This window comes from Ketobacter sp. MCCC 1A13808 (assembly GCF_009746715.1).
Classification (GTDB): domain Bacteria; phylum Pseudomonadota; class Gammaproteobacteria; order Pseudomonadales; family Ketobacteraceae; genus Ketobacter.
Genome location: NZ_VRKW01000002.1, coordinates 62,701 through 82,290, shown reverse-complemented (window position 1 = coordinate 82,290; position 19,590 = coordinate 62,701). Strand labels below are relative to the sequence as shown.

Below are 19,590 nucleotides of genomic sequence, written 5' to 3'. Positions count from 1 at the left end.
TGATAGCCGGATACTGCCGCATAATAAATATGGCAGTCGATACTTTTGTAAAATATTTCGACTATTACCGCTTTTATAGGGTAAGAAGGGGGAGGTAAACAGAATTCAGGCTGCATGTGTCCTATTTAGCGCTATTTCTGGGCAAAAACAAGAGCTGATAATTGACCGCATTTCGTCCAGGATCCTTGATTTCCATGGTCAGATGGACCGGCGTGTTCCTTGGCATGCTGTTTAACGGGAGCATTTTGTCGCCGATATACTCTTCCGGTTTGAAGCGACGGCTTGCCACGGGATTGCCGTCCATGTCTTCAAAGTTGAGTTGAACAATGGGGTAGGGCTGTTCAAACGTTGCCTGGTTTTTGATGATGACGTCGATTACCAGCGCGTTTTTCTCGTAAGGGTGTGAACGCACCACCAGGTTGGTGCCGATAATTTTAGATATGTCATGTTGCGCCGGCAGTTGGCAGCCGAGCGCGGCACACACTTTTTCCAGGGTTGGGCGCAATGAAGGGGAGCGCGCCAACTCGTCGAACTGGAAATAACAATATTGTCCCGCCAATAGGATCAGCAATAAAAGGCAGCCCAGAGCGGTTTTGGTGCCCAGGCTGGAACCGCGCTCCGGTCGTTTATAGGTAGAATAGCCTCGGGAGCTCATCGGTACATGCTCGTTTGCCAGATCGTCACTGTCGGCAAATAAGTGCTCGGGCGTGATTGTCTCGTCATCTAGATCGGCCAGTCCGCTGAGTCCGCTGTCGTCGATCAGGGTAACACTCCGGCTCGGCGCCGGATCGTCTTCGAGCAGCCGGAAAAAGTCTTCGGTTTCTTCCGTGCGCAACGATTCTTTCTTTTTCGCTTTGTTGGAAGCCCGTGCCAGTTCCTGTTCCCTTAATTTGTTTTGTTTTAAGCGTGCGATGATTTCGTCCCGGTTATTGGATAATTCCTTGGCGGCAAAGGGGCTCAGCTCTTCCGGGCCTTCATCGGAGATTAAGGAAAGGTGACTCGTGTCCGGCTTTTTCGGGGCGTCTTCTTCTTCCAGCTCATTGAGCATGGCTTTGGCCCAGGATTCGTCGGTATTGGATTCGCTGTCATTGAAACCAAATTCTTCGTCGTCTTCCGTGGCGAAGGGGTCGTCGCCAGCAAAGGTGCCAAGATTTTTGAAGGTGTCGCTGAGTTCGTTGCCTTTATTGGGGGTGGGTCGTTTGCGTATGGGCTCTTCGTCCGGGTCAAATGCATTGCCGCGACTAATCAGATCCGATGACGAGTCAGCTTCATCATCATTGTCTGCTGCCGATTCTTCATCGTCTTCCGTGGTGTCTTCTCCCAGCTCTTTGAGCAGGGCCTCGGCCCAGGATTCATCCACAATGGTGTTGGATTTCGGGTCGGATTTTCTCGGTGGATAGCCTAATTCCCCGGGGCTGGATTCCGTATCCATCGTGGCGCGGTATTCTTCGGTGAAAATGTCGCCATCGTCGGCATCCAGGTCCAGATCGTTTGTGTCATACGGATCCATACCTTTGTCGGATTTCATATCGAATGCTTCTTCGATAGGGTCCGGTTCTTTGCTGATGGTGCGCCGCTCCTCGACCACGGAGGTTTTGACAATATGCTCTGCTGCGTGGAATACCTGATAGCAGGAACCACAGCGAACGGCGCCGCCAGCAATATCAAGCTGGGCCTTGGTCAGTCGGAACGTGGTTCCGCAATGTGGGCATTTTGTCAGTAAATTCTCTTGCATGGAGCGGATTGCCTTTCCTTGCGCATCCAGCGACGTTGTCGCGGGTACGTTCAGCAGTTAGTTGCTGTAATTGTACACAGTTTAGCTGCTAATCGCTGTGATGCGGTAAGGAATTTAGTGTGCGGTTAATCGTGTTTTCGCGTACCAGTGAGGCGAACCCAGTCGCCATCGATTGTGGCCTTTTGCATATCAAACCAGGCGCTGTAGCAGTCACTGACCTGATCAGATTGTTCTTTTAATATCCCGGACAGCACTATTTGTCCCGACGGTTTAGTGAGGCTGGCCAGGTGCTTCGATAAGCTAATAAGGGGGCCGGCCAGAATGTTAGCCAACAGAATATCGACATTAATGCTGGGTAGGGCGGCGGGTGCAAAGACTTCCATTTTATCCTGGATCTGATTGCGTTCCGCATTCTGTTGGGTCGCTAGCAGTGCTTGTGGATCGTTATCCACACAGTAGACTTTGTCGGCGCCTAGAAGTGCCGCAGCGATCGCCAGAATACCCGAGCCGCAGCCGTAATCAATGACGGTTTTGTCGTGTAGATCGGTGGAATCCAGCCAGCCAAGGCACAACGCTGTGGTTTCATGGGTGCCGGTGCCAAAAGCCAAGCCCGGATCCAGCATCATGTTGACGGCGTTCGGGTCAGGTGGCGTTTTCCAGCTCGGACAAACCCAGAGTCGTTGGCCAAAGGCAATGGGTTGGTAGGCCTCCATCCATTCCCGTACCCAGTCTTTGTCTTCCAGCGCATCGATGCGAATGGGTTTGTCATCGCCGAGGCTGGTTTTGAGGGCAGCTGAGATGAGTTCAATGTCCGCGTCGGCCTCAAACAGTCCGCTTATCGTGGTGTCGTCCCAGATCGGGGTGGCACCGGGCGGTGGTTCCAGCAACGGTTGATCGGCGCTGTCTTCAAGCGTAACGGAAACAGCCCCTAACCCCATCAGTTGATCTTCGATGGGGCCGGTCTGATCTCCGGGGCTTTGTAATTTGATCTGAATCCAGGGCATGTTGGCCGGTGGCTCCTATTCCGAATACGCGACTGATTACACCGCTGAACGGAAATAGGGCCCCGGCAGTGGCGATCAATCAATGTCGACAGACCTTAATGCAGACCCAGAATTTTTTCCAGGTAATGAATATCCACGCCACCCTTTCGGAATCCACTGTCTTTCATGATCACTTCTTCATGCAGCTCGATATTAGTTTCGATGCCTTCCACCAGGATTTCTTCCAACGCATTGCGCATACGTTGCAGGGCGATTTCCCGGGTTTCACCATAGGTAATCAGCTTACCGATAAGGGAGTCGTAATTGGGTGGAACCTTGTAGCCGCTGTAAATATGCGTATCCATGCGCACTCCGTTACCACCGGGAGCGTGCCAGTAGCTGATGGTTCCGGGGCTGGGAATAAAGGTCTTGGGATTCTCTGCATTGATCCGGCACTCGATCGAGTGTCCGACAATCTTTACATCATCCTGAGTAATGCTGAGCTTTTCGCCGCTGGCAATACGGATCTGTTCTTTGATGATATCGACACCGGTGACCATCTCTGTGACCGGATGCTCTACCTGAACCCGGGTATTCATTTCTATAAAATAGAACTGCTCGTTCTCATACAGGAACTCAAAGGTACCAGCGCCGTAATAGCCGATGTCGCGGCAGGCTTTCGCACAGCGTTCACCCACTTCTTTGCGTAGGTGGTCGGGGATTCCCGGCGCGGGTGCTTCTTCCAGCACTTTCTGATGACGACGTTGCAGGGAGCAATCCCGATCTCCCAGGTAGATTGCATTACCATGGGTATCCGCCAGCACCTGGATTTCTACGTGCCGGGGGGTGGTCAGAAATTTTTCCATGTACACGGTGTCGTCGCCGAAGGCATTACGCGCTTCAGAGCGGGTCAGGCTAATGGATTTGATCAGGTCTTTTTCCTGATGCACCACGCGCATGCCGCGGCCACCGCCGCCGGATGCGGCTTTGATGATAACCGGGTAGCCGATCTGACGGCCCATTTTGAGAATTTCGTTATTGTCATCGGTGAGCGGTCCGTCTGATCCCGGAACGCAAGGAACACCGGCGATTTTCATGGCTTCGATGGCCGATACTTTGTTGCCCATCAGGCGAATGGTTTCTGCTCTAGGGCCGATGAAAATAAATCCGCTGTCGGTTACCCGCTCAGCGAAGTCGGCGTTTTCAGCCAGAAATCCATATCCCGGGTGAATGGCATTTGCGCCGGTAATTTCTGCGGCACTGATAATCGCCGGTATATTCAGATAACTTTCGGCAGCGCTGGCCGGACCGATGCAGACCGCTTCGTCGGCAAAGCGAATATGCATCAATTCTTTATCGGCAGTGGAGTACACTGCCACCGTTTTTATGCCGAGCTCTTTACAGGCACGTAACACCCGCAGAGCGATTTCGCCTCGATTGGCGATAAGCACTTTTTCCAACATGGTGCAGGCCTTATTTTAGTTGATGACAAATAGAGGTTGGTCAAATTCCACGGGCTCTGCGTTGTCAGCCAGAATGGCAACTACCGTACCGGATTTGTCCGCTTCGATTTGGTTCATCATTTTCATGGCTTCAACAATACACAGGGTGTCACCCGCTTTCACAGACTGGCCTACTTCAACGAAGGGCTTTGAGTCAGGTGAAGAGGAGCGATAAAAGGTGCCTACCATCGGTGATTTTACTTTGTGTCCGGCAGGCTCGTCGCTTGCGGGTGCGCTCGCCGGCGCCGACGACGGTTCCGCAGCTGCAGTCGCTATCGGGGCCGCCGGTGCCTGCGCAGGAGCGGGGGCGTAATATTGCGGCATCATGCCTTTGTTCTGGTTACGGCTGATGCGAACAGACTCTTCACCTTCTTTTATCTCTATCTCATCGATACCGGATTCTTCAAGCAGTTCGATCAGCTTTTTAACTTTACGGATGTCCATAAAAACTTCTCTTTATTATTAAAGTTAGCGGTTTATTCGTTGCTTCCGGTCACCTGTTTGATGGCCGCCTGCAAGGCTAGTTCGTAGCCCTGGGAACCTAGCCCGGCAATGACACCAGCGGCCACATCCGCCAGGTAGGAGTGTTTGCGAAAATTCTCACGGGCGTGCACATTGGATATATGCACTTCTATAAAAGGTATGCCGACACCGGTAAAAGCGTCCCGCAGGGCAATGCTGGTGTGGGTGAGTGCGCCCGGATTTATAATAATAAAAGCGGTGCCGTCCAGCTTGGCGGCGTGAATCCGCTCAATCAGTTCGTATTCCCGGTTGGATTGCAGGCACTCACACTGATGACCCTGGTTGGTGGCGAATTGCTGCAGGTGCTGGTGAATCTGGTCGAGCGTCTGTGCGCCGTAAATTTCCGGTTCGCGAGTGCCCAGTAGATTGAGATTGGGACCGTTCAATACCAGCAGTTTAGCCATTGCAGCAAAGGGTTCCTTGTCGTTAATTATTGGTGCTGTTTTGGTGAGAATGACCAAGATTATAACGAGAGCCTGTAAGAGTATCCTGCGCTTTCTGCCGGTTCTTACATTTATTTACAAGTTAACTGACAAAGCTTGCACGATTGCCGAAGATCGCCTGCGTTTTCTCCAAATTATCAGGCTTAAATTTTATACTTTTCTAAGTGCAGAAGGAATTGCGGCTTGCTTTTATAGGCGTATATACGCGCCTGGGATAACTCTTTGCCGTCCGCATCGAAGAAAAGAATGGCTGGAGGTCCCGGCAGTTGATAGCGGTTTAGTAACGCATCGTCCTCCGGGTTATTGGTCAGATCGATCTGCACCCAGCGATGCTGTTTGAGTCGCGCCTGCACGTCCGCCTGTGTAAACGTTTCGTGTTCCATTTCATAGCAAGCAGTACACCACTCGGCGAAATAATCGACAATCACCGGTTGATTATTTGAACGCGCCTCCGCCAGAAGGCGATCGAGTTCGGCTTCGCTGCGTACGCTTTCAAACGGCACAGCGAGAGTCTGTGTTTCGGCCCGGTTATCGACTGTGGTGACGGGGCTAATTACGCTGTTCAGAATCAGGCCAGCTCCGCAAATCAGTGCGCTCAGGCCGATGGCTTTAAATAGTTTGCCTTTCGGGCTCTGCAAGGGGTCCAGTGCACCCAGATATAATCCCACCAAAATCAAAAGGCCACCGGCAAGCGTCCATGCGAGTACTGCCGGCATCAGGTGCTTGACCAACCAGAGTGCAACCGCAAGCAGCATGGCACCAAACAAACCTTTGACGTTGTCCATCCAGCCGCCGGCTTTGGGCAGGATATTCGCTCCGGTGATACCGATAACCAAAAGCGGTACCCCCATTCCGTAACCTAATGCCAATAAGGCGAAACCGCCCAGCAGCCAGTCGCCGGATTGGCCAATATACAACAGAGCGCCAGCCAAGGGCGCAGAAACACAGGGGGAAACCAGCAATGCGGATAAGATTCCGATGACTGCTACGCCAATATAGGTCCCGCTTTTTTGTTTATTGCTAATGTCGTTGAAACGATTTTGTAGGGCTGAGGGCAATTGCATTTCATAAAACCCAAACATCGACAGGGAGAGCACAACAAACAGCGCGGCAAAACTGAACAAGATGGTGGGGTTTTGCAGTGCCACCGGTAGTCTCGCTCCGCTGACGCCGGCAACCACCCCCAGCGCGGCATAGGTCAATGCCATTCCTGTAACATAGGTGAATGACAACGTTGCTGCTTTACTACGGGACAGCTCAGGGCCCTGGCCGACAATTATACCGCTCAGAATGGGAACCATGGGCAGTACGCAGGGCGTAAAGGTAAGCCCGATTCCAATCAGAAAAAACACGCCGAGGATAGAAAACAAACCATTGCCGGAAAGGAAAGTTTCCAGGCTGAGTGCATCACTGGTATCCAGGGTAGCAGCAGTAGACGGCGCCAGCGAGGGAGGCGCAACGCTGTGTTCCCCGGGGTCATCTCCTGTGACTGGTTGTGGCGGGCTGGGTTGCGGGTTGATTTCCGGTGCCGGAGCCTGGGTGTCGACCTGATACATATTGGTATAAGTTTGCGGTATGTAGCATAAGCCTTTGTCCGCACAGCCCTGATAGCCTGCATCTATTTCGACAAAGCCACCATCGGTGTTCAAAACCGGCAGGTAAATATTCACCTGGGAATAGAAAACCTCTACCTGGCCGAATATCGGATCCTCTTTCCATTTGGCGGCTTGCTGGAAAACCGGCTCGCCAAGTTCACCTGAGCCCCCTTCGGTAATTCCAAATTGAAAGCGGTCCTTATATAAATAGTAGCCGTCGGCGATCTGGTAGCGGAATACGACATAACTGCCATCCTCCACTCCCTGTACCTTGAAAGCCTCATTAACGGGCAGGAATTCGTCTTCGTTAGCAAAGGAAAAAGAGCTGTTCCCGATCAGGACCAGTGTGAGTAGAAGGCGTAATACGATTCGCATGTTTTTATACAGTCCAGAGGCCGGTTTCACAGACTGGCCGGGTTTGGCGCATTCATTTGCGCGACAACAGGTGGGCGCAAGCTGCGCATAGTTTAACGTTAGACGCCGATGGCTCCAATGTGTTTCCCCGTTGTGCTCAAATTTCCGGAAACGTGACTTCCGTCAACTCAGGCGTGGCGGCGGAGCACTGCTATAGTTAAAGCTCATAACGGCCAAATTGATGTATTTATGATCAGCTCTCCAGGAAGCCCATTCGTCTGGCTGCGGTACTGTCTTCAGTGCTGCATCCGTTGCAGCAGGTGGCTGTCGGTGCTGCTTTGGTGGCTATCGTGGCCGCTATTTGCCGGTAATTTATCCTCCGAAATCCTGCACAAGGTCGAGCTTGAATACGGGCAGCCTGGCTTGCAGCGGGTGGCGCGCTGGGAGCAGTTGATCTGGGATATCCGTTACCTTGCCACTGAGCAACAATTGAAAGAAGTAAATGACTTCTTCAACACCCTGCGTTTTCGCACCGATCAGGATCATTGGCAGCAAGCGGATTACTGGGCGACTCCGGTCGAGACCCTGGCCAGCAACGGGGGCGATTGCGAGGATTTTGCCATCGCCAAGTATTTCACCCTGCGCCAGTTGGGGGTGCCTGCCCGCAATATGCGGATTACCTACGTAAAGGCGTTGAAAATTAACGAACCCCATATGGTGCTCACCTATTACCCCAAGCGGGGCGAGCCGCTGGTGCTGGATATTCTGGTATCGGAGTTGCTTCCAGCATCCAGGCGGACGGATTTACTCCCGGTTTACAGTTTTAATGCTGACGGTTTATGGCAATCGAAAAACCGCAATGAGGAATCCCTGTTAGGCAGTGCGGATGAAATCGCGATGTGGCGCAACCTGAAGCAGCGTCTGGGTATGGATACGCTTTAGCGGTGGCGTTCTGCAAGCGCCCGGTAATTCGGTAGATAGACTATATTATTCAACAATAAGATTAAACATGGCTTCCGGGTTACGTGTCAGCGACCCGCTTAAGGAGAACCGCGTGAGTTTACATCGTCAACTGGTCCTGATGATCACCGGGTTACTGCTGGTTTTATTGGCGGGCATTGGTTATCTCAGCGTTCATAACAGCCGTAATTATCTGGAATACCAAATGCATAACCACGCCCAGGATACCGCCACGTCGTTGGGTTTGTCCCTGGCCAAGCCATTGGCAGAAGACGACCTGGCGTTGGTTCAGACCATGGTGGATGCGATATTTGATAGCGGCGATTTTGTGAATATTGTGTTGCGGAATCAGGATGGGGACGTCATAACCTCGCGGCAAGCCAAAGTGCCTCCCCATCTGGTGCCTGATTGGTTCGTCGGCTGGCTGCAAATTAATCCCATGCCCGGTATTAGTGAAATTACCGAAAATTGGCGGCGCGTGGGCGAAGTGCGGGTGTTCAGTGATAAGAATGTAGCGATCCGCAATGTATGGAGCGCAGCAAAACAGACCTTTTGGCTGTTTGTCGTGGTCGGTGGTGTCAGCTGGATGTTGATCCTGATGATTGTGCGCAAGGTGCTGGCGCCACTGCGTACACTGGAAAAACAGGCGGATGCGATTTGCAATAAAGATTTTACCGCTCAGCAACCGTTACCTAAAACGCGGGAGCTAAGACGCGTGGTGCAGGCCATTAACCGAATGACCCGGCAATTAAAGCTTTTGTTCGATGAGCAGGTCACCCAAATTGAACAAGTGCGTAATCAGGCCTACGTGGATTCCATTACCGGGCTAGGCAATGGCCGCTTTTTTAATGCGCAGCTGCAAGCCCGGCTAGTGTCACCGGAAGAGCCATTCAGCGGCTCGCTGGTGCGTTTGGAAGTACAGGGCATGGGTGAATACAACGAACACTATGGGCATGATGCCGGTAATTTGTTGTTACGGCGTATTGGTCAGGTGTGGATGACATGCCTGGGCGAGGTGGACGGTCACTGTGTGGCGCGGGTAACCGGTTCACGCTTTGCCGCGCTGTTGCCGCGGCAGTCAGTTGAGCAGACAGGGGCACTGGTGGAAGACGCAATAGACCGTATGCAACACCTGGACGGGATGGACATCGGTGGTGCTAACGTGCAGTTGTTCGCAGGCATGAGTGTGTGCATGGTGGGCAGTGACCCTAAGTTGTTAGAAGCACAGGCATCGGTAGCGCTGGGCAGAGCGCTGAGTTTTCGTAGCGGTCATGTGGAAACCTATGACCGGAATGCACACGGTGATGCAATGACGCCCGGCCTGCCGGGGGTGCCGGACTGGGAAGGATTCTTAACGAATATCATTCGTGAGCGTAAAGTGGTTATGCATTATCAGCCGGTGTTGTCCTGTGTCTCGCAAGCGGTAATGCATTATGAAGCCCTGGCGCGGGTGGAAGTCGATGGCAAATTAGTGACTGCGGGGCATTTTATTCCTTTGGTCGAGCGCTTTGATATGGTGATCGGTTTCGACAAGTTGATTGTGGAAACGATTATCGGGCATTTGATATCGCAGGATCCCGGCCATCTGCTGCCGGTGGCGATTAACCTTTCCAGCACTAGTATTCGTCAGGAAGCGTTTGAAACCTGGCTATTGGACAGGGTGAAAGCTCATCGGGACATAGCGCCTTACTTGATATTTGAAGTGCCGGAAATCACGGTGCGCACTGCCCATGGAAAGCTGCGTCGCCTAGCCGTCCGTTTGCAAGAGATGGGCGCTAAAATGACCATTGACCATTTCGGCACCACCAACAGCAGCTTCGGTTATCTCAGCGGACTGCCGTTGTATTCTATCAAGGTTGATAGTTCTTATATCCGTGATATCGAAGAAAACCTGGATCACCAGTTTTTTGTTCAATCCCTGGTCCGTATTGCCCATAGCCGCCAGATCAGGGTAACCGCCGAGATGGTCGAACAGAAGGAGCAATGGGCTTTGCTGCGCAAATTTAAGCTGGACGGCGCCCAGGGCTACTATCTGGGAGAGCCAGAGGGCCGTCAGGATGCAGCGTGATTGGTGTGGTTAAGGTTGCGGGGCGCGCGGTAAAGGGTTAGTTTTACAGCGTAAGAATCGACTGCACACATTGCACTATAAGATGTATTAAGGGGAATGGATTGGACACGAGCGAGAAAAAAGGCTTTTGGGTCAAGCTGATCATTGGCTTGGTAGTGGTCTATATGCTGATAACAATCGGGCTGGGCATTTACTGGAGTGACCAGCCTGAAATCTGGAACGTGAAGCGTGTCGTGGAACAGGATGCAGCGGCATTGGGCAAGCAACCTCAAGTGGGTTTTGCCACCACCTCCACGTTAATCAGGTTAACTGAAACCCTGTTACAAAAACCCGGTGGATACCTGAGTAACGATGTTGCGCCGCCGGGTATCTGGATGGACAACATGGCCAACTGGGAATTCGGTATGTTGGTGCAGCTCAGGGATCTGAGCCGCGCATTGAGGAAGGACATTGCCCGTTCGCAATCGACGTCCCGTGAAGACACCGATCTGGCTACAGCCGAACCACAATTGCATTTCGATAATCGCAGCTTCTGGTTCCCTTCCACCGAAAACGAATACAAGCGGGGCATCCGCTATCTGAAAGCCTACCAGGCTCGTCTGCTGGATGACGACCAAAGTAATGCGCAGTTCTATGCGCGTGCTGACAACCTCAGAAACTGGTTGGCCGATGTTGAAACCCGGCTGGGCAGTTTGTCGCAGAAGCTCAGCGCGAGTGTGGGGCGGGAGCAGTTGAATGTGGATTTGGCCGGTGATAATGCCGCCAGACAATCCACTACGTCACCACAGGAACTGCGTCTGAAGACGCCTTATCTGCAAATTGACGATGTTTTTTATGAAGCGCGCGGAGCGTCTTTCGCTCTGGTGCATTTAATGAAAGCGATCGAAATCGATTTCCAGAATATTCTTGAGAAGAAAAATGCGATGGTCAGTGTGCAGCAAATTGTGCGCGAGCTGGAAGCAACTCAAGAACCGGTTATGAGTCCGATGATCCTCAATGGATCGGGCTTTGGGGTTTTTGCCAACCACTCTTTGGTGATGGCTAATTACATCTCCAGGGCTAATGCCGCTATCATTGATCTGCGCCGCTTGCTGGAACAAGGCTAATTGGCCGAAAGCCTACCGGGGGGCGATGGAGCCACCCCGGTTTCACTTCTTTTAATCCCTGTATTCTCAGTTCACTAGCCTGTGAAACCCGCGCTTATCGTATTTGCGGGCATTTACTCTTGTGCACCATCATCTTGCCCCTGCCTGCATCTGATCCGTTCGGATCACCGCCGCAGCCAACGGGGATTGCGAATCTCTCGCATTAGCCGCATCGCAAGCAACGGACCTCATCAAAAAAAGGTTAGGCATTGTACTAAATGCCACTCCGGGGAAGTTTCCCCGGGGGGTGGCATATTTCTTGTTTGGTAACTGGCAATGCACGCACGAATAATCAAAATCAGGCGCAAAAGTATTCAGTATGCACTCCATGGGTGCGTTTTTGCTGGATTCTGACTTCGTCTCCGCACCATCGTGACGCCAGTAAACCCTAGAGAGGAACCAAAATAATGCTTTTTGGCCGACAGGATCGAAAGAAAATTAAGATACTGGACAAAAAAGTCCAGCAGTGGAAATACACCACGTGCGGCTATTGCTCGACGGGGTGTTCCATCGAAGTGGGGCTCGATGAAAAAGGCAAAGCAGTGGCAACCCGGGGGGTGGCTTCTGCGGATGTTAATCGCGGCAAACTCTGTATTAAAGGGATCTTCGAGCATGAGCTTTTTGAAGCTTCCGGCCGCGGTAATAGGCCTATTATGCGCAATAAACCCTGGGATGCCTGGCAGCCGACGGATTGGGATACGGCCTTAGACAAAATGGCTGGCGAGATTAAACGCATTCAGAGCCAGCACGGTCGTGACGCATTTGCCGTGGTCTCTACCGGTCAGATCATGACTGAAGAATTTTATACCCTGGGGAAATTGGTACGTGGTTGTATCGGCACCAATAACTACGACGGTAATACCACCCTGTGTATGGCGTCGGCGGTTTCCGGTTACAAGCGGTCGTTCGGTTCAGACGGACCACCGGGTTGTTATGACGATTTTGAGCACACGGACTGCCTAATAGCCTGGGGTTCGAATTTGCCCGAGCAGCATCCGATTATCTACTGGCGCTTAAAAGAAGCATTGGAAAAGCGTAAATTTCCGCTGATTGTAGTGGACCCGCGAGTCACCATGTTTGCCCAGTTTGCGGATATCCATTTGCCGATTACTCCCGGTACCGATGTGGTTCTGCAAAATGCGCTGATGCATGTGATTCTGGCGGAAGGGCTGGAGGATCGTGAATATATTGAGGCGCACACCACCGGGTTCGAAGCGCTGGAGAATTGCGTTAAAGATTACGATCCCATCACCGCTGCGCGCATTTGCGGTATCGACGAAGACACCATCCGCAACGTGGCCCGTTTGTATGCTAAAGCCGGCAAGGCCATGAGCATCTGGACCATGGGTATTAACCAAAGCACACACGGTTCAGACGGCGTAGTGGGCATTAATAACCTGAACCTGATTACCGGCAATATCGGTACCCCTGGCGGCACCAGCCTTTCTATTACCGGTCAGTGTAATGCCATGGGTACCCGCGAGTGGTCTTCCTGTTCCGGGTTGCCGGGATACCGTGCGCTGGAAAATAAGGAACACCGTAAAGAAATCGCGGAATTCTGGGGCATTGATGAATCGTTCTTTCCGGAAAAACGCGGCATGTTTATGACCGATATTCTGCCTGCCATTGAAACCGGTCAAATCAAAGGTCTGTGGCTGGTGGCGACCAACCCGATGACCTCTATGCCGAACACACCCCGCATTCGTAAAACATTAGAGAAGCTCGATTTTCTGGTGGTACAGGATGCGTATCAGGATGTGGAAACAAATCAGTATTCCCACCTGTTTTTGCCCGCTGCGGTATGGGCGGAAAAAACCGGTTGTTTCACCAATACCGAGCGCCGGGTCAATCTGATCCGCCCGGTGGTGACTCCGCATGCGGAGTCAAAACCGGATTTCTGGATCTTTTCCCAGCTCGCCAAGCGATTTGAAAACGGCCAGAAAATTCACTTTCCGGAAACGCCTTCAGAAGCCTTTGATGAAATGAAAGTGCTGTCCAAAGGTTCCAAACGTACTCTGGACATTTCCGGTATGAGCCATGACCTTATTGAAGAAAGCAGAGGCATCCAGTGGCCGTACCGTGAAGGGATGGAAGGAGGCAAGGGCGATCCGCGCTTATATACCGATGGGGTGTTCCAGTATCCCGACGGCAAAGCCAAGCTGATCGCGTTGCCGTTCATCGATAACAATGAGCGACCCTGTGAAGACTATCCGTTCTGGATGAATAGCGGCCGGGTGGTTGAGCATTTTCATACCCGTACCCGAACCGGCAAGTTAGGTAACTGCAATAAATTCAGTCCCACACCTTATATGGAAATGAACCCGGATGCAGCTATGGAATTGGGCATCAAACATCAGACCTATGTGCGTCTGGTTTCCCGTCGTGGCGATGCGGTGGTGCTGGTGCAACTGACGCAACGGGTGCCGCGCAATATGGTCTTTATCCCGTTCCATTTCCACGATTGTGTGAACCGGTTGTCGCTGGGATTGCTGGACCCACACTCCCGTCAGCCTGCCTATAAGCAATGCTCCGTACGCATCGAACAGACGGATCAGAAGCAGGCCGCCAAACTCAACGCTGAACGACGCGCTTTTTAATTTGTAGTAGGGAGAGGGAAACAACCATGTTAAGTATTTTACGAAATGTGCGCGACCGGCTGGACCAGATCGGCGCCGAGCCGGATCCGATCTATACCGAAGCCAAGCGGCTTTGGGAAGCCCGACCTGGCGAACAGGATTACGCCAAGCTCACGGATTTTGAAGTTAAGGAACTGAATCGCTACGGTCGCAAGATCGATTTGCTGGATCTGACCGGTGGCGCTTTGCCCTGTGACACGTCGCTGAAAATCAATGAAAACCCGGCGATCGGTGATAACCCGAATCGCTATAAGCAGCACGGCTTTCATTTTACTGCCGATAACTGCATTGGCTGTCACGCCTGTGAAGCGGCCTGTAGTGAGAAAAACGGCAACCCGGCCCATATTAGTTTCCGTTCAGTGGGCTATGTGGAAGGGGGGACCTACCCTGACTACAAACGCATGAACATCTCCATGGCCTGTAATCATTGTGACGATCCGGTGTGCCTGAAGGGCTGTCCTACCCGTGCATATACCAAGCACATAGAGTATGGGGCGGTTTTGCAGGATCCGGACACTTGCTTCGGTTGTGGTTACTGCACCTGGGTTTGCCCTTACAACGCGCCGCAGCTTGACCCCATTCAGGGGCAGGTTTCCAAATGCAATATGTGTGTGGATCGTCTGGAAGAAGGCCTTAAACCAGCCTGTGTTTCTGCTTGTTTGGGCAATGCACTGAACTTCGGCGTAATAGAAAACCTACCTGAAAATCGTGAACAGATTCTGCCGCAGATTCCCGGCTTTCCTGATCCTGCGATCACCAACCCGAATATCCGTTTCCAGCAAATCAAGTCCATGCCCAATGAAGTGACCCGCACGGATTCCATGCCGGTGAAATACCATAAAGGTGACGACGGTCAGTTCCGCTCGGTGGTGGATGAGAAAGAAGGTCAGGAAACTCACTGGAATATCGAACGCCTTAGTTCACGTGAAAACCCGCTGGTTATTTTTACCTTGTCGACTCAGGCGGTAATGGGCGCATTTATCGCCCTGTTTCTGGCGCCTTGGTTGGGCATGGACAGCATTGCAGGTTTTGAATCCAGCATCATGTTTATCCCGATGTTAGCCGTGTTTATGGTGATCCAGGCTGGTGTTCTGGTGTTATCTACCCTGCATCTGGGTAAACCGCTGCGTTTTTACCGTGGTTTTAATAACCTGAAATATTCACCGCTGTCGCGGGAAGCGTTGGGTGTTGCCATGTTCTTCGCCGGTATGGCCGGTTACACCGCGCTTAAGCTGGTGAACATCTGGTTAGAGTGGGCTATTGTGGAATGGCTGGCGCAAGCTGCCGGTGCCTTTGCGCTGGTGTCCGCCGTGGTTGGCTTGTGGTTTATGCACAATATTTACCGTATAAAAGCGCGTCCGTTCTGGAACCACTGGCAGGTGATCACCAGTTTCTTCGGCACCATGTTCAGTCTGGGTGCTGTTTTGCTGGGTGTTTTCCTGTTACCGGTCTACCTGATCAACGGCACCGAAAGCGCTGGCCTGGTGACCATCCTGGGTGCTATGGCCGTTATCGGGCTGGTTGCAGAAAGCGTGGGGCTGGCGGCTCATGCCCGCTACCTGAACACGGAATCCGGTGAGGGCGCAGCAGCCCATTACATTCAGAACACCACCTTCGGCAAAACCTATATGGCGCGGAACGTGGCGTTGGCAGGTTGCACCGTGCTGGCGTTGGCTCTGGCGCTGATGCCGTTGCAGGGGATTGGTGCACTGGCACTGTTTGCCATCCTGTCATTGGTTTCTGTAGTGACGCTGTTGGCGGGCCGGGCGCTGTTTTATGTGCTGGTCATCCCGACCACTATGCCGGGTGCTTTCTTCTGGAAGAACAAAGGCTTTGAAGAACATGCTCGGGATATCGGACTGGCCAATATGCCCCAGGTGGGGGTAGTGCCGCATCTGCATTGATCCGCAGCCGGTGTAAGTCAGAAATAGATAGGTTCCAGCAATAAGGGGCTCAGAGCCCGCCTTTCCCGGCGGGCTTTTTCATTTATGCCAAACAGAGCAAACCCGCCAAACACGACAAAGCAGCGGTGAACGGGTACAATCTCGCTATTTTCCACCATTCATAAAAAGAAGCATCTTTTCCCATGGGCAGAGCGTACCAAAACCGTAAAGTTTCTATGGCCAAAACGGCCGCAGCAAAAACCAAAGTGTATTCCAAATACGGGCGTGAGATTTACGTCGCCGCCAAGAACGGTGGCCCGGATCCGTCCGCCAACCTGGCGTTGCGCGGACTACTGGACCGGGCAAAAAAGGACCAGGTTCCGTCTCACGTCATTGATAAAGCCATTGATAAGGCCCAGGGGGGCAGCGGTGAAGATTTCCTGCCTGCACTCTATGAGGGTATCGGACCGGGTGGCTGCATGGTGTTGATCAGTGCGCTCACTGACAACGGCAACCGAACCTTTGGTGAAATTCGCGGTGTGTTTTCCAAATGCAAAGCGAAATTAGGCACCCAGGGTTCCGTATCCCACCAATTCGATCACAGCGCCATGTTTGTGTTTGCCGGTGATGATGAAGAAGCAGCATTGGAAGCGCTGCTGGAAGCCGATGCCGACGTCAAAGATATTGAATGTGATGATGGCATGATTACCGTGTTGGTACCTCCCGCCGATTATTTCAAAGCGAAAACGGCAATATTGGAAATCAATCCGGAAACGGATTTTGAGGTTCAGGAGATTACCTATTTGCCGCTCATGCCTCATCCGCTGGCGGGTGATGATGCTGAGCAGTTTGAGCGTTTTGTCGGCCTGCTCAACGAGCTTGAGGATGTTCAGGAAATCTATCACAACGGAGAGTTTGAAGATGTTTAGAGCGTGGCCGGAAGGCTGTTGGTGACGCGTCCTGTTAAGCAGGTTCGCAAGAGGGTATAAGCCCCACTGCGAACCTGTTGTCTGTGCTCAAGTTGTTATTTCCTTATCGCCATCGAAGCACCGATGGTGTCTTTATGGAGACAAAAAACTACTTTCTTCGGTGTTTGCTCCAGCGTGCTGTTTTACGGTTTTCCTCTGGTTGCTGTTTTTTGATGGTGTCCGCGTCCAATTCAATCAGAATCCGGTCGTCCTGGCTGGCGTGAAATACCATGCCTTGCGCTTGAGTCAGCGTGACCGCCTTGTTGTTATCCGTCAACGTGTCCACTTCAATTTGAAGCGCCTCCGGAGGCTGATAAGGCGTTTTGCTGGCAGATACCGCTTCGACGCTGATCTTGCCGTGTCGTTTTTTTGGTGTGTTGGTGACGTGGTAATGCCCGGGCCGTATTAGCGTGATGCCGAATAGATCACCCCGGTTAAGCCGCGTACTGTCGAACGAATCCTGTTTCGAGTCCGGGTCGAGCGCATAGCTTTTAACATGATATCCGCCTGATCCGCTGCCAACGTAGAACAACGCGTAGCCGCCTTTGGCCAGTTGCCTGGACTTGTAGTTTGAGCCGCTGTCATCATCACAACAGCAAGGGTCTTGTGGTGGACGTTTATGTTCCGTGGCAGCCAGATCTATTGACAGCTGAGAGTCCCCGGAGGACGCATTAACATCAAGCAGCAATGCCTGCTGCAATTTATCGTGCCGGTATATTTCTACTTTATAGCGCCCGGCATCAGGGTAGGGATGCACAACAAATCCCAGCTGACCAAGCAAGCCGCTATCGTAGCGGGTTTGTTCCAGCACGTGGCGATTTAATCGTAAGCTCATAAGGTGTCTCCTACGTCTGCGGTCAGTATCATTTCATCGTCAGTGATAGTAACGGCCAAAGTCTCGATCGGTAATTTCACGGGAATCAGACCCGCTTGATAGGGGATCACCGGGAAAGGATCTTCAATTTCCAATAAGGGATATTGTTTGGCGAAATGGTCGGCGACCAGCGTCAGGATCAGATCAAACAGACCCAGACTGACACCGAGCAAATCCGACAGCCATTCGTCAATGTCATCGCCGATATCGAGAATTGCGCGTACCAGGTCGATGACCGGGCCGAGTATTGCTCTGATTAGATCCTTGGCCCAGCCCGGCAGGAAAAACAACAAACCGTCAATGGCATTGTCCAGCGCATCCTCCAGTAGATCACCGACAATATCCGACCAGTCAAATACATCGATGTCCACCCATTCCGGATCGATAAATAGCTGCCAATGGTTGGCCAGCCCGGCATCCTCAGCATCCAGCCAGTTCATCGCCGGTGGTCGCGCCGGGTTAACGTGATATTTCAACACCGGCTTGGCCGCCAGCGATATTTCCGAGGTCAGCAGGCCGTTTAAGTTGAGGTCGATACCGATATCAGGATCGTCATCGAATATACAAATACGCGGTGCCCGCACCAGGCAGCCACCGAACGGGTTTGGAATAATACAAAACCCTCCAATGCACAGCTCCGGGATATCGATGCCGGCGAACACCCGCAATTTATCCCACTTGATATCCAGTTCACTCACAACAATGCTATTGTCGCTCTGTAAATCCACGTCACCGCCTTCCAGATGGAAGGCAACTTCGTAGCCTGCGGTAAAAGGACCGAAGTCGGCGCTATCGGATTGATCCACTGAAAAATTATCGCGAATACCTTCAAATAGCTTGATCACTGCGTTTTCTGAAGACGCTACAGTCAAATGGGCCATGTCACGCGACCTCCATATCGATAAATACTTTGAGCTCGTCGTCCTCGATGGCGGGGTTGTTCGTTACCCCGCTAGCTGGCTTGACAGCGATATTGACGATCTGCAGTTGATCAAACACGATTTTTTCCAAAGCGATACGGATACGGGGCAGCAAACCCAGCCGGATTACCTGCGCCAGGTAGCATTCAATACTGTTTTCCATTGCCTCTGGTTGCATGTCGATAATTTCCAGTTTGTCCATTTTGGGTGCGAACAAATACCGGTTACCCACTTTTCGGGTTTCGATGTGGCACAGGGCCTGGACTTCCAGGCAAAAGCAATGCAGACGCCGTGTGGGAATTGTGAATGGCGCGGGCGGTTGTCGTTGCGGAACATGCGTTGTTGTCGTTGCCCCGGCTGCAGGCTGTTTGCCATTGAGTGCATCACCCACAACGTCGTCCAGCAGAATAATGTCGTATATTGTTTCGATAGCACGTTCAAGAAAGCGGGTGATTTCTTCTTCCGGACATCCTAATCCGGCGCAGGCTTTCGCGCTCAAAACAAAATGTTGCGCTGGAATATCTTGTATTTCAGGCGCCAGCTCAATCACGTTGTTGCGGTGAAAGTCGATTTTTGCGTCTACCAGCTGCAGACAGTAATTCAAGTTAATTAAACCGTTCGTACCCAGCACGGGGAGTGGTTTTTCCACAGTTAATATCGGATTGTTGCGTGAATAAACCAGCGGGTTTGCTTCGATTGGATGACACAAAAGTTCAGGGTTATTTGCGATAAATTCAGTGCCATAGTTGAACAGTGAAGGGCGCAGTTGCATCAAATGCTTTACTACCTGATTGATGCCTGCCTCATTCACTGCGCCGTAAAGGTCGCAATGATCTGTGAACGCCATGTAAAACTCCTTGTTGTATTACTCGAGTGTTCTTCGTGTTTAAAAGCAGTACATCTCCATCTGCACAGAATCATCCTAGTCCGATCGGTGGCTTTAGATCAGTCAAGCTTTTCACATCACAATTGTGCGGATTAAAGCCCGGGCCAGGTGCAATA

At 52.0% G+C, this 19,590-nt stretch carries 15 protein-coding genes; 6 read left to right on the top strand and 9 right to left on the bottom strand.

The window, feature by feature from the left end:
* Positions 1-121: 121 nt before the first annotated feature.
* The 6 genes from FT643_RS04345 to dsbD all read right to left on the bottom strand — a co-directional run bounded on the left by FT643_RS04345 (position 122) and on the right by dsbD (position 7,155).
* A complete protein-coding gene (locus FT643_RS04345; protein WP_156869594.1) occupies positions 122-1,735 on the bottom strand; it encodes a DUF3426 domain-containing protein in 1,614 nt (537 codons plus the stop codon).
* Between the two features lie 125 nt (positions 1,736-1,860).
* Complete coding sequence (prmA, locus tag FT643_RS04340) at positions 1,861-2,739, bottom strand: 50S ribosomal protein L11 methyltransferase (protein ID WP_156869592.1); 879 nt, start codon at positions 2,737-2,739, stop codon at positions 1,861-1,863.
* 95 nt (positions 2,740-2,834) lie between these two features.
* On the bottom strand, positions 2,835-4,181 hold the full coding sequence (gene accC, locus FT643_RS04335) for an acetyl-CoA carboxylase biotin carboxylase subunit (RefSeq protein ID WP_156869590.1): 1,347 nt from the start codon (positions 4,179-4,181) through the stop codon (positions 2,835-2,837).
* Positions 4,182-4,196: 15 nt separating this feature from the next.
* Positions 4,197-4,664: an acetyl-CoA carboxylase biotin carboxyl carrier protein gene (gene accB / locus FT643_RS04330; protein WP_156869588.1), complete on the bottom strand. Its 468-nt coding sequence runs from the start codon at positions 4,662-4,664 to the stop codon at positions 4,197-4,199.
* A gap of 32 nt (positions 4,665-4,696) precedes the next feature.
* On the bottom strand, positions 4,697-5,146 hold the full coding sequence (gene aroQ / locus FT643_RS04325) for a type II 3-dehydroquinate dehydratase (RefSeq protein ID WP_156869586.1): 450 nt from the start codon (positions 5,144-5,146) through the stop codon (positions 4,697-4,699).
* Between the two features lie 182 nt (positions 5,147-5,328).
* Entirely contained in the window at positions 5,329-7,155 is a 1,827-nt protein-coding gene (gene dsbD, locus FT643_RS04320) for a protein-disulfide reductase DsbD (protein WP_156869584.1), read from the bottom strand.
* A 309-nt stretch (positions 7,156-7,464) separates the two neighbouring features.
* Between dsbD and FT643_RS04315 the strand changes: the two genes are divergently transcribed.
* From FT643_RS04315 to FT643_RS04290, 6 genes are all read left to right on the top strand, one after another.
* Positions 7,465-8,076 carry a transglutaminase-like cysteine peptidase gene (locus tag FT643_RS04315; protein ID WP_317621942.1) on the top strand — a complete coding sequence of 204 codons (612 nt, stop codon included), beginning with the start codon at positions 7,465-7,467 and terminating at the stop codon, positions 8,074-8,076.
* 112 nt (positions 8,077-8,188) lie between these two features.
* The gene (locus FT643_RS04310; protein ID WP_198043312.1) at positions 8,189-10,162 is read left to right on the top strand and encodes a bifunctional diguanylate cyclase/phosphodiesterase; all 1,974 of its coding nucleotides are present in this window, start codon (positions 8,189-8,191) and stop codon (positions 10,160-10,162) included.
* A gap of 101 nt (positions 10,163-10,263) precedes the next feature.
* Entirely contained in the window at positions 10,264-11,268 is a 1,005-nt protein-coding gene (locus tag FT643_RS04305) for a DUF2333 family protein (protein ID WP_156869578.1), read from the top strand.
* 446 nt (positions 11,269-11,714) lie between these two features.
* The gene (locus FT643_RS04300; RefSeq protein ID WP_156869576.1) at positions 11,715-13,904 is read left to right on the top strand and encodes a molybdopterin oxidoreductase family protein; all 2,190 of its coding nucleotides are present in this window, start codon (positions 11,715-11,717) and stop codon (positions 13,902-13,904) included.
* Between the two features lie 26 nt (positions 13,905-13,930).
* Complete coding sequence (locus FT643_RS04295) at positions 13,931-15,847, top strand: DmsC/YnfH family molybdoenzyme membrane anchor subunit (protein ID WP_156869574.1); 1,917 nt, start codon at positions 13,931-13,933, stop codon at positions 15,845-15,847.
* Positions 15,848-16,029: 182 nt separating this feature from the next.
* Positions 16,030-16,755: a YebC/PmpR family DNA-binding transcriptional regulator gene (locus FT643_RS04290; RefSeq protein ID WP_156869572.1), complete on the top strand. Its 726-nt coding sequence runs from the start codon at positions 16,030-16,032 to the stop codon at positions 16,753-16,755.
* A 148-nt stretch (positions 16,756-16,903) separates the two neighbouring features.
* On the opposite strand, the gene FT643_RS04285 is transcribed toward FT643_RS04290, so the two are convergent.
* The 3 genes from FT643_RS04285 to FT643_RS04275 are packed head-to-tail and all read right to left on the bottom strand — an operon-like array spanning position 16,904 to position 19,435.
* On the bottom strand, positions 16,904-17,629 hold the full coding sequence (locus FT643_RS04285) for a hypothetical protein (RefSeq protein WP_156869570.1): 726 nt from the start codon (positions 17,627-17,629) through the stop codon (positions 16,904-16,906).
* The gene (locus FT643_RS04280; protein ID WP_156869568.1) at positions 17,626-18,549 is read right to left on the bottom strand and encodes a hypothetical protein; all 924 of its coding nucleotides are present in this window, start codon (positions 18,547-18,549) and stop codon (positions 17,626-17,628) included. The genes FT643_RS04285 and FT643_RS04280 overlap by 4 nt, the downstream gene beginning before the upstream one ends.
* A gap of 1 nt (position 18,550) precedes the next feature.
* The gene (locus tag FT643_RS04275) at positions 18,551-19,435 is read right to left on the bottom strand and encodes a hypothetical protein (RefSeq protein WP_156869566.1); all 885 of its coding nucleotides are present in this window, start codon (positions 19,433-19,435) and stop codon (positions 18,551-18,553) included.
* Between the last annotated feature and the right edge of the window lie 155 nt (positions 19,436-19,590).

Coding starts and splice junctions, on each gene's coding strand:
- FT643_RS04345 (WP_156869594.1), bottom strand. CDS start 1,735: ATGCAAGAGAATTTACTGACAAAATGCCCACATTGCGGAACCACGTTC.
- prmA (WP_156869592.1), bottom strand. CDS start 2,739: ATGCCCTGGATTCAGATCAAATTACAAAGCCCCGGAGATCAGACCGGC.
- accC (WP_156869590.1), bottom strand. CDS start 4,181: ATGTTGGAAAAAGTGCTTATCGCCAATCGAGGCGAAATCGCTCTGCGG.
- accB (WP_156869588.1), bottom strand. CDS start 4,664: ATGGACATCCGTAAAGTTAAAAAGCTGATCGAACTGCTTGAAGAATCC.
- aroQ (WP_156869586.1), bottom strand. CDS start 5,146: ATGGCTAAACTGCTGGTATTGAACGGTCCCAATCTCAATCTACTGGGC.
- dsbD (WP_156869584.1), bottom strand. CDS start 7,155: ATGCGAATCGTATTACGCCTTCTACTCACACTGGTCCTGATCGGGAAC.
- FT643_RS04300 (WP_156869576.1), top strand. CDS start 11,715: ATGCTTTTTGGCCGACAGGATCGAAAGAAAATTAAGATACTGGACAAA.
- FT643_RS04295 (WP_156869574.1), top strand. CDS start 13,931: ATGTTAAGTATTTTACGAAATGTGCGCGACCGGCTGGACCAGATCGGC.
- FT643_RS04290 (WP_156869572.1), top strand. CDS start 16,030: ATGGGCAGAGCGTACCAAAACCGTAAAGTTTCTATGGCCAAAACGGCC.
- FT643_RS04285 (WP_156869570.1), bottom strand. CDS start 17,629: ATGAGCTTACGATTAAATCGCCACGTGCTGGAACAAACCCGCTACGAT.
- FT643_RS04280 (WP_156869568.1), bottom strand. CDS start 18,549: ATGGCCCATTTGACTGTAGCGTCTTCAGAAAACGCAGTGATCAAGCTA.
- FT643_RS04275 (WP_156869566.1), bottom strand. CDS start 19,435: ATGGCGTTCACAGATCATTGCGACCTTTACGGCGCAGTGAATGAGGCA.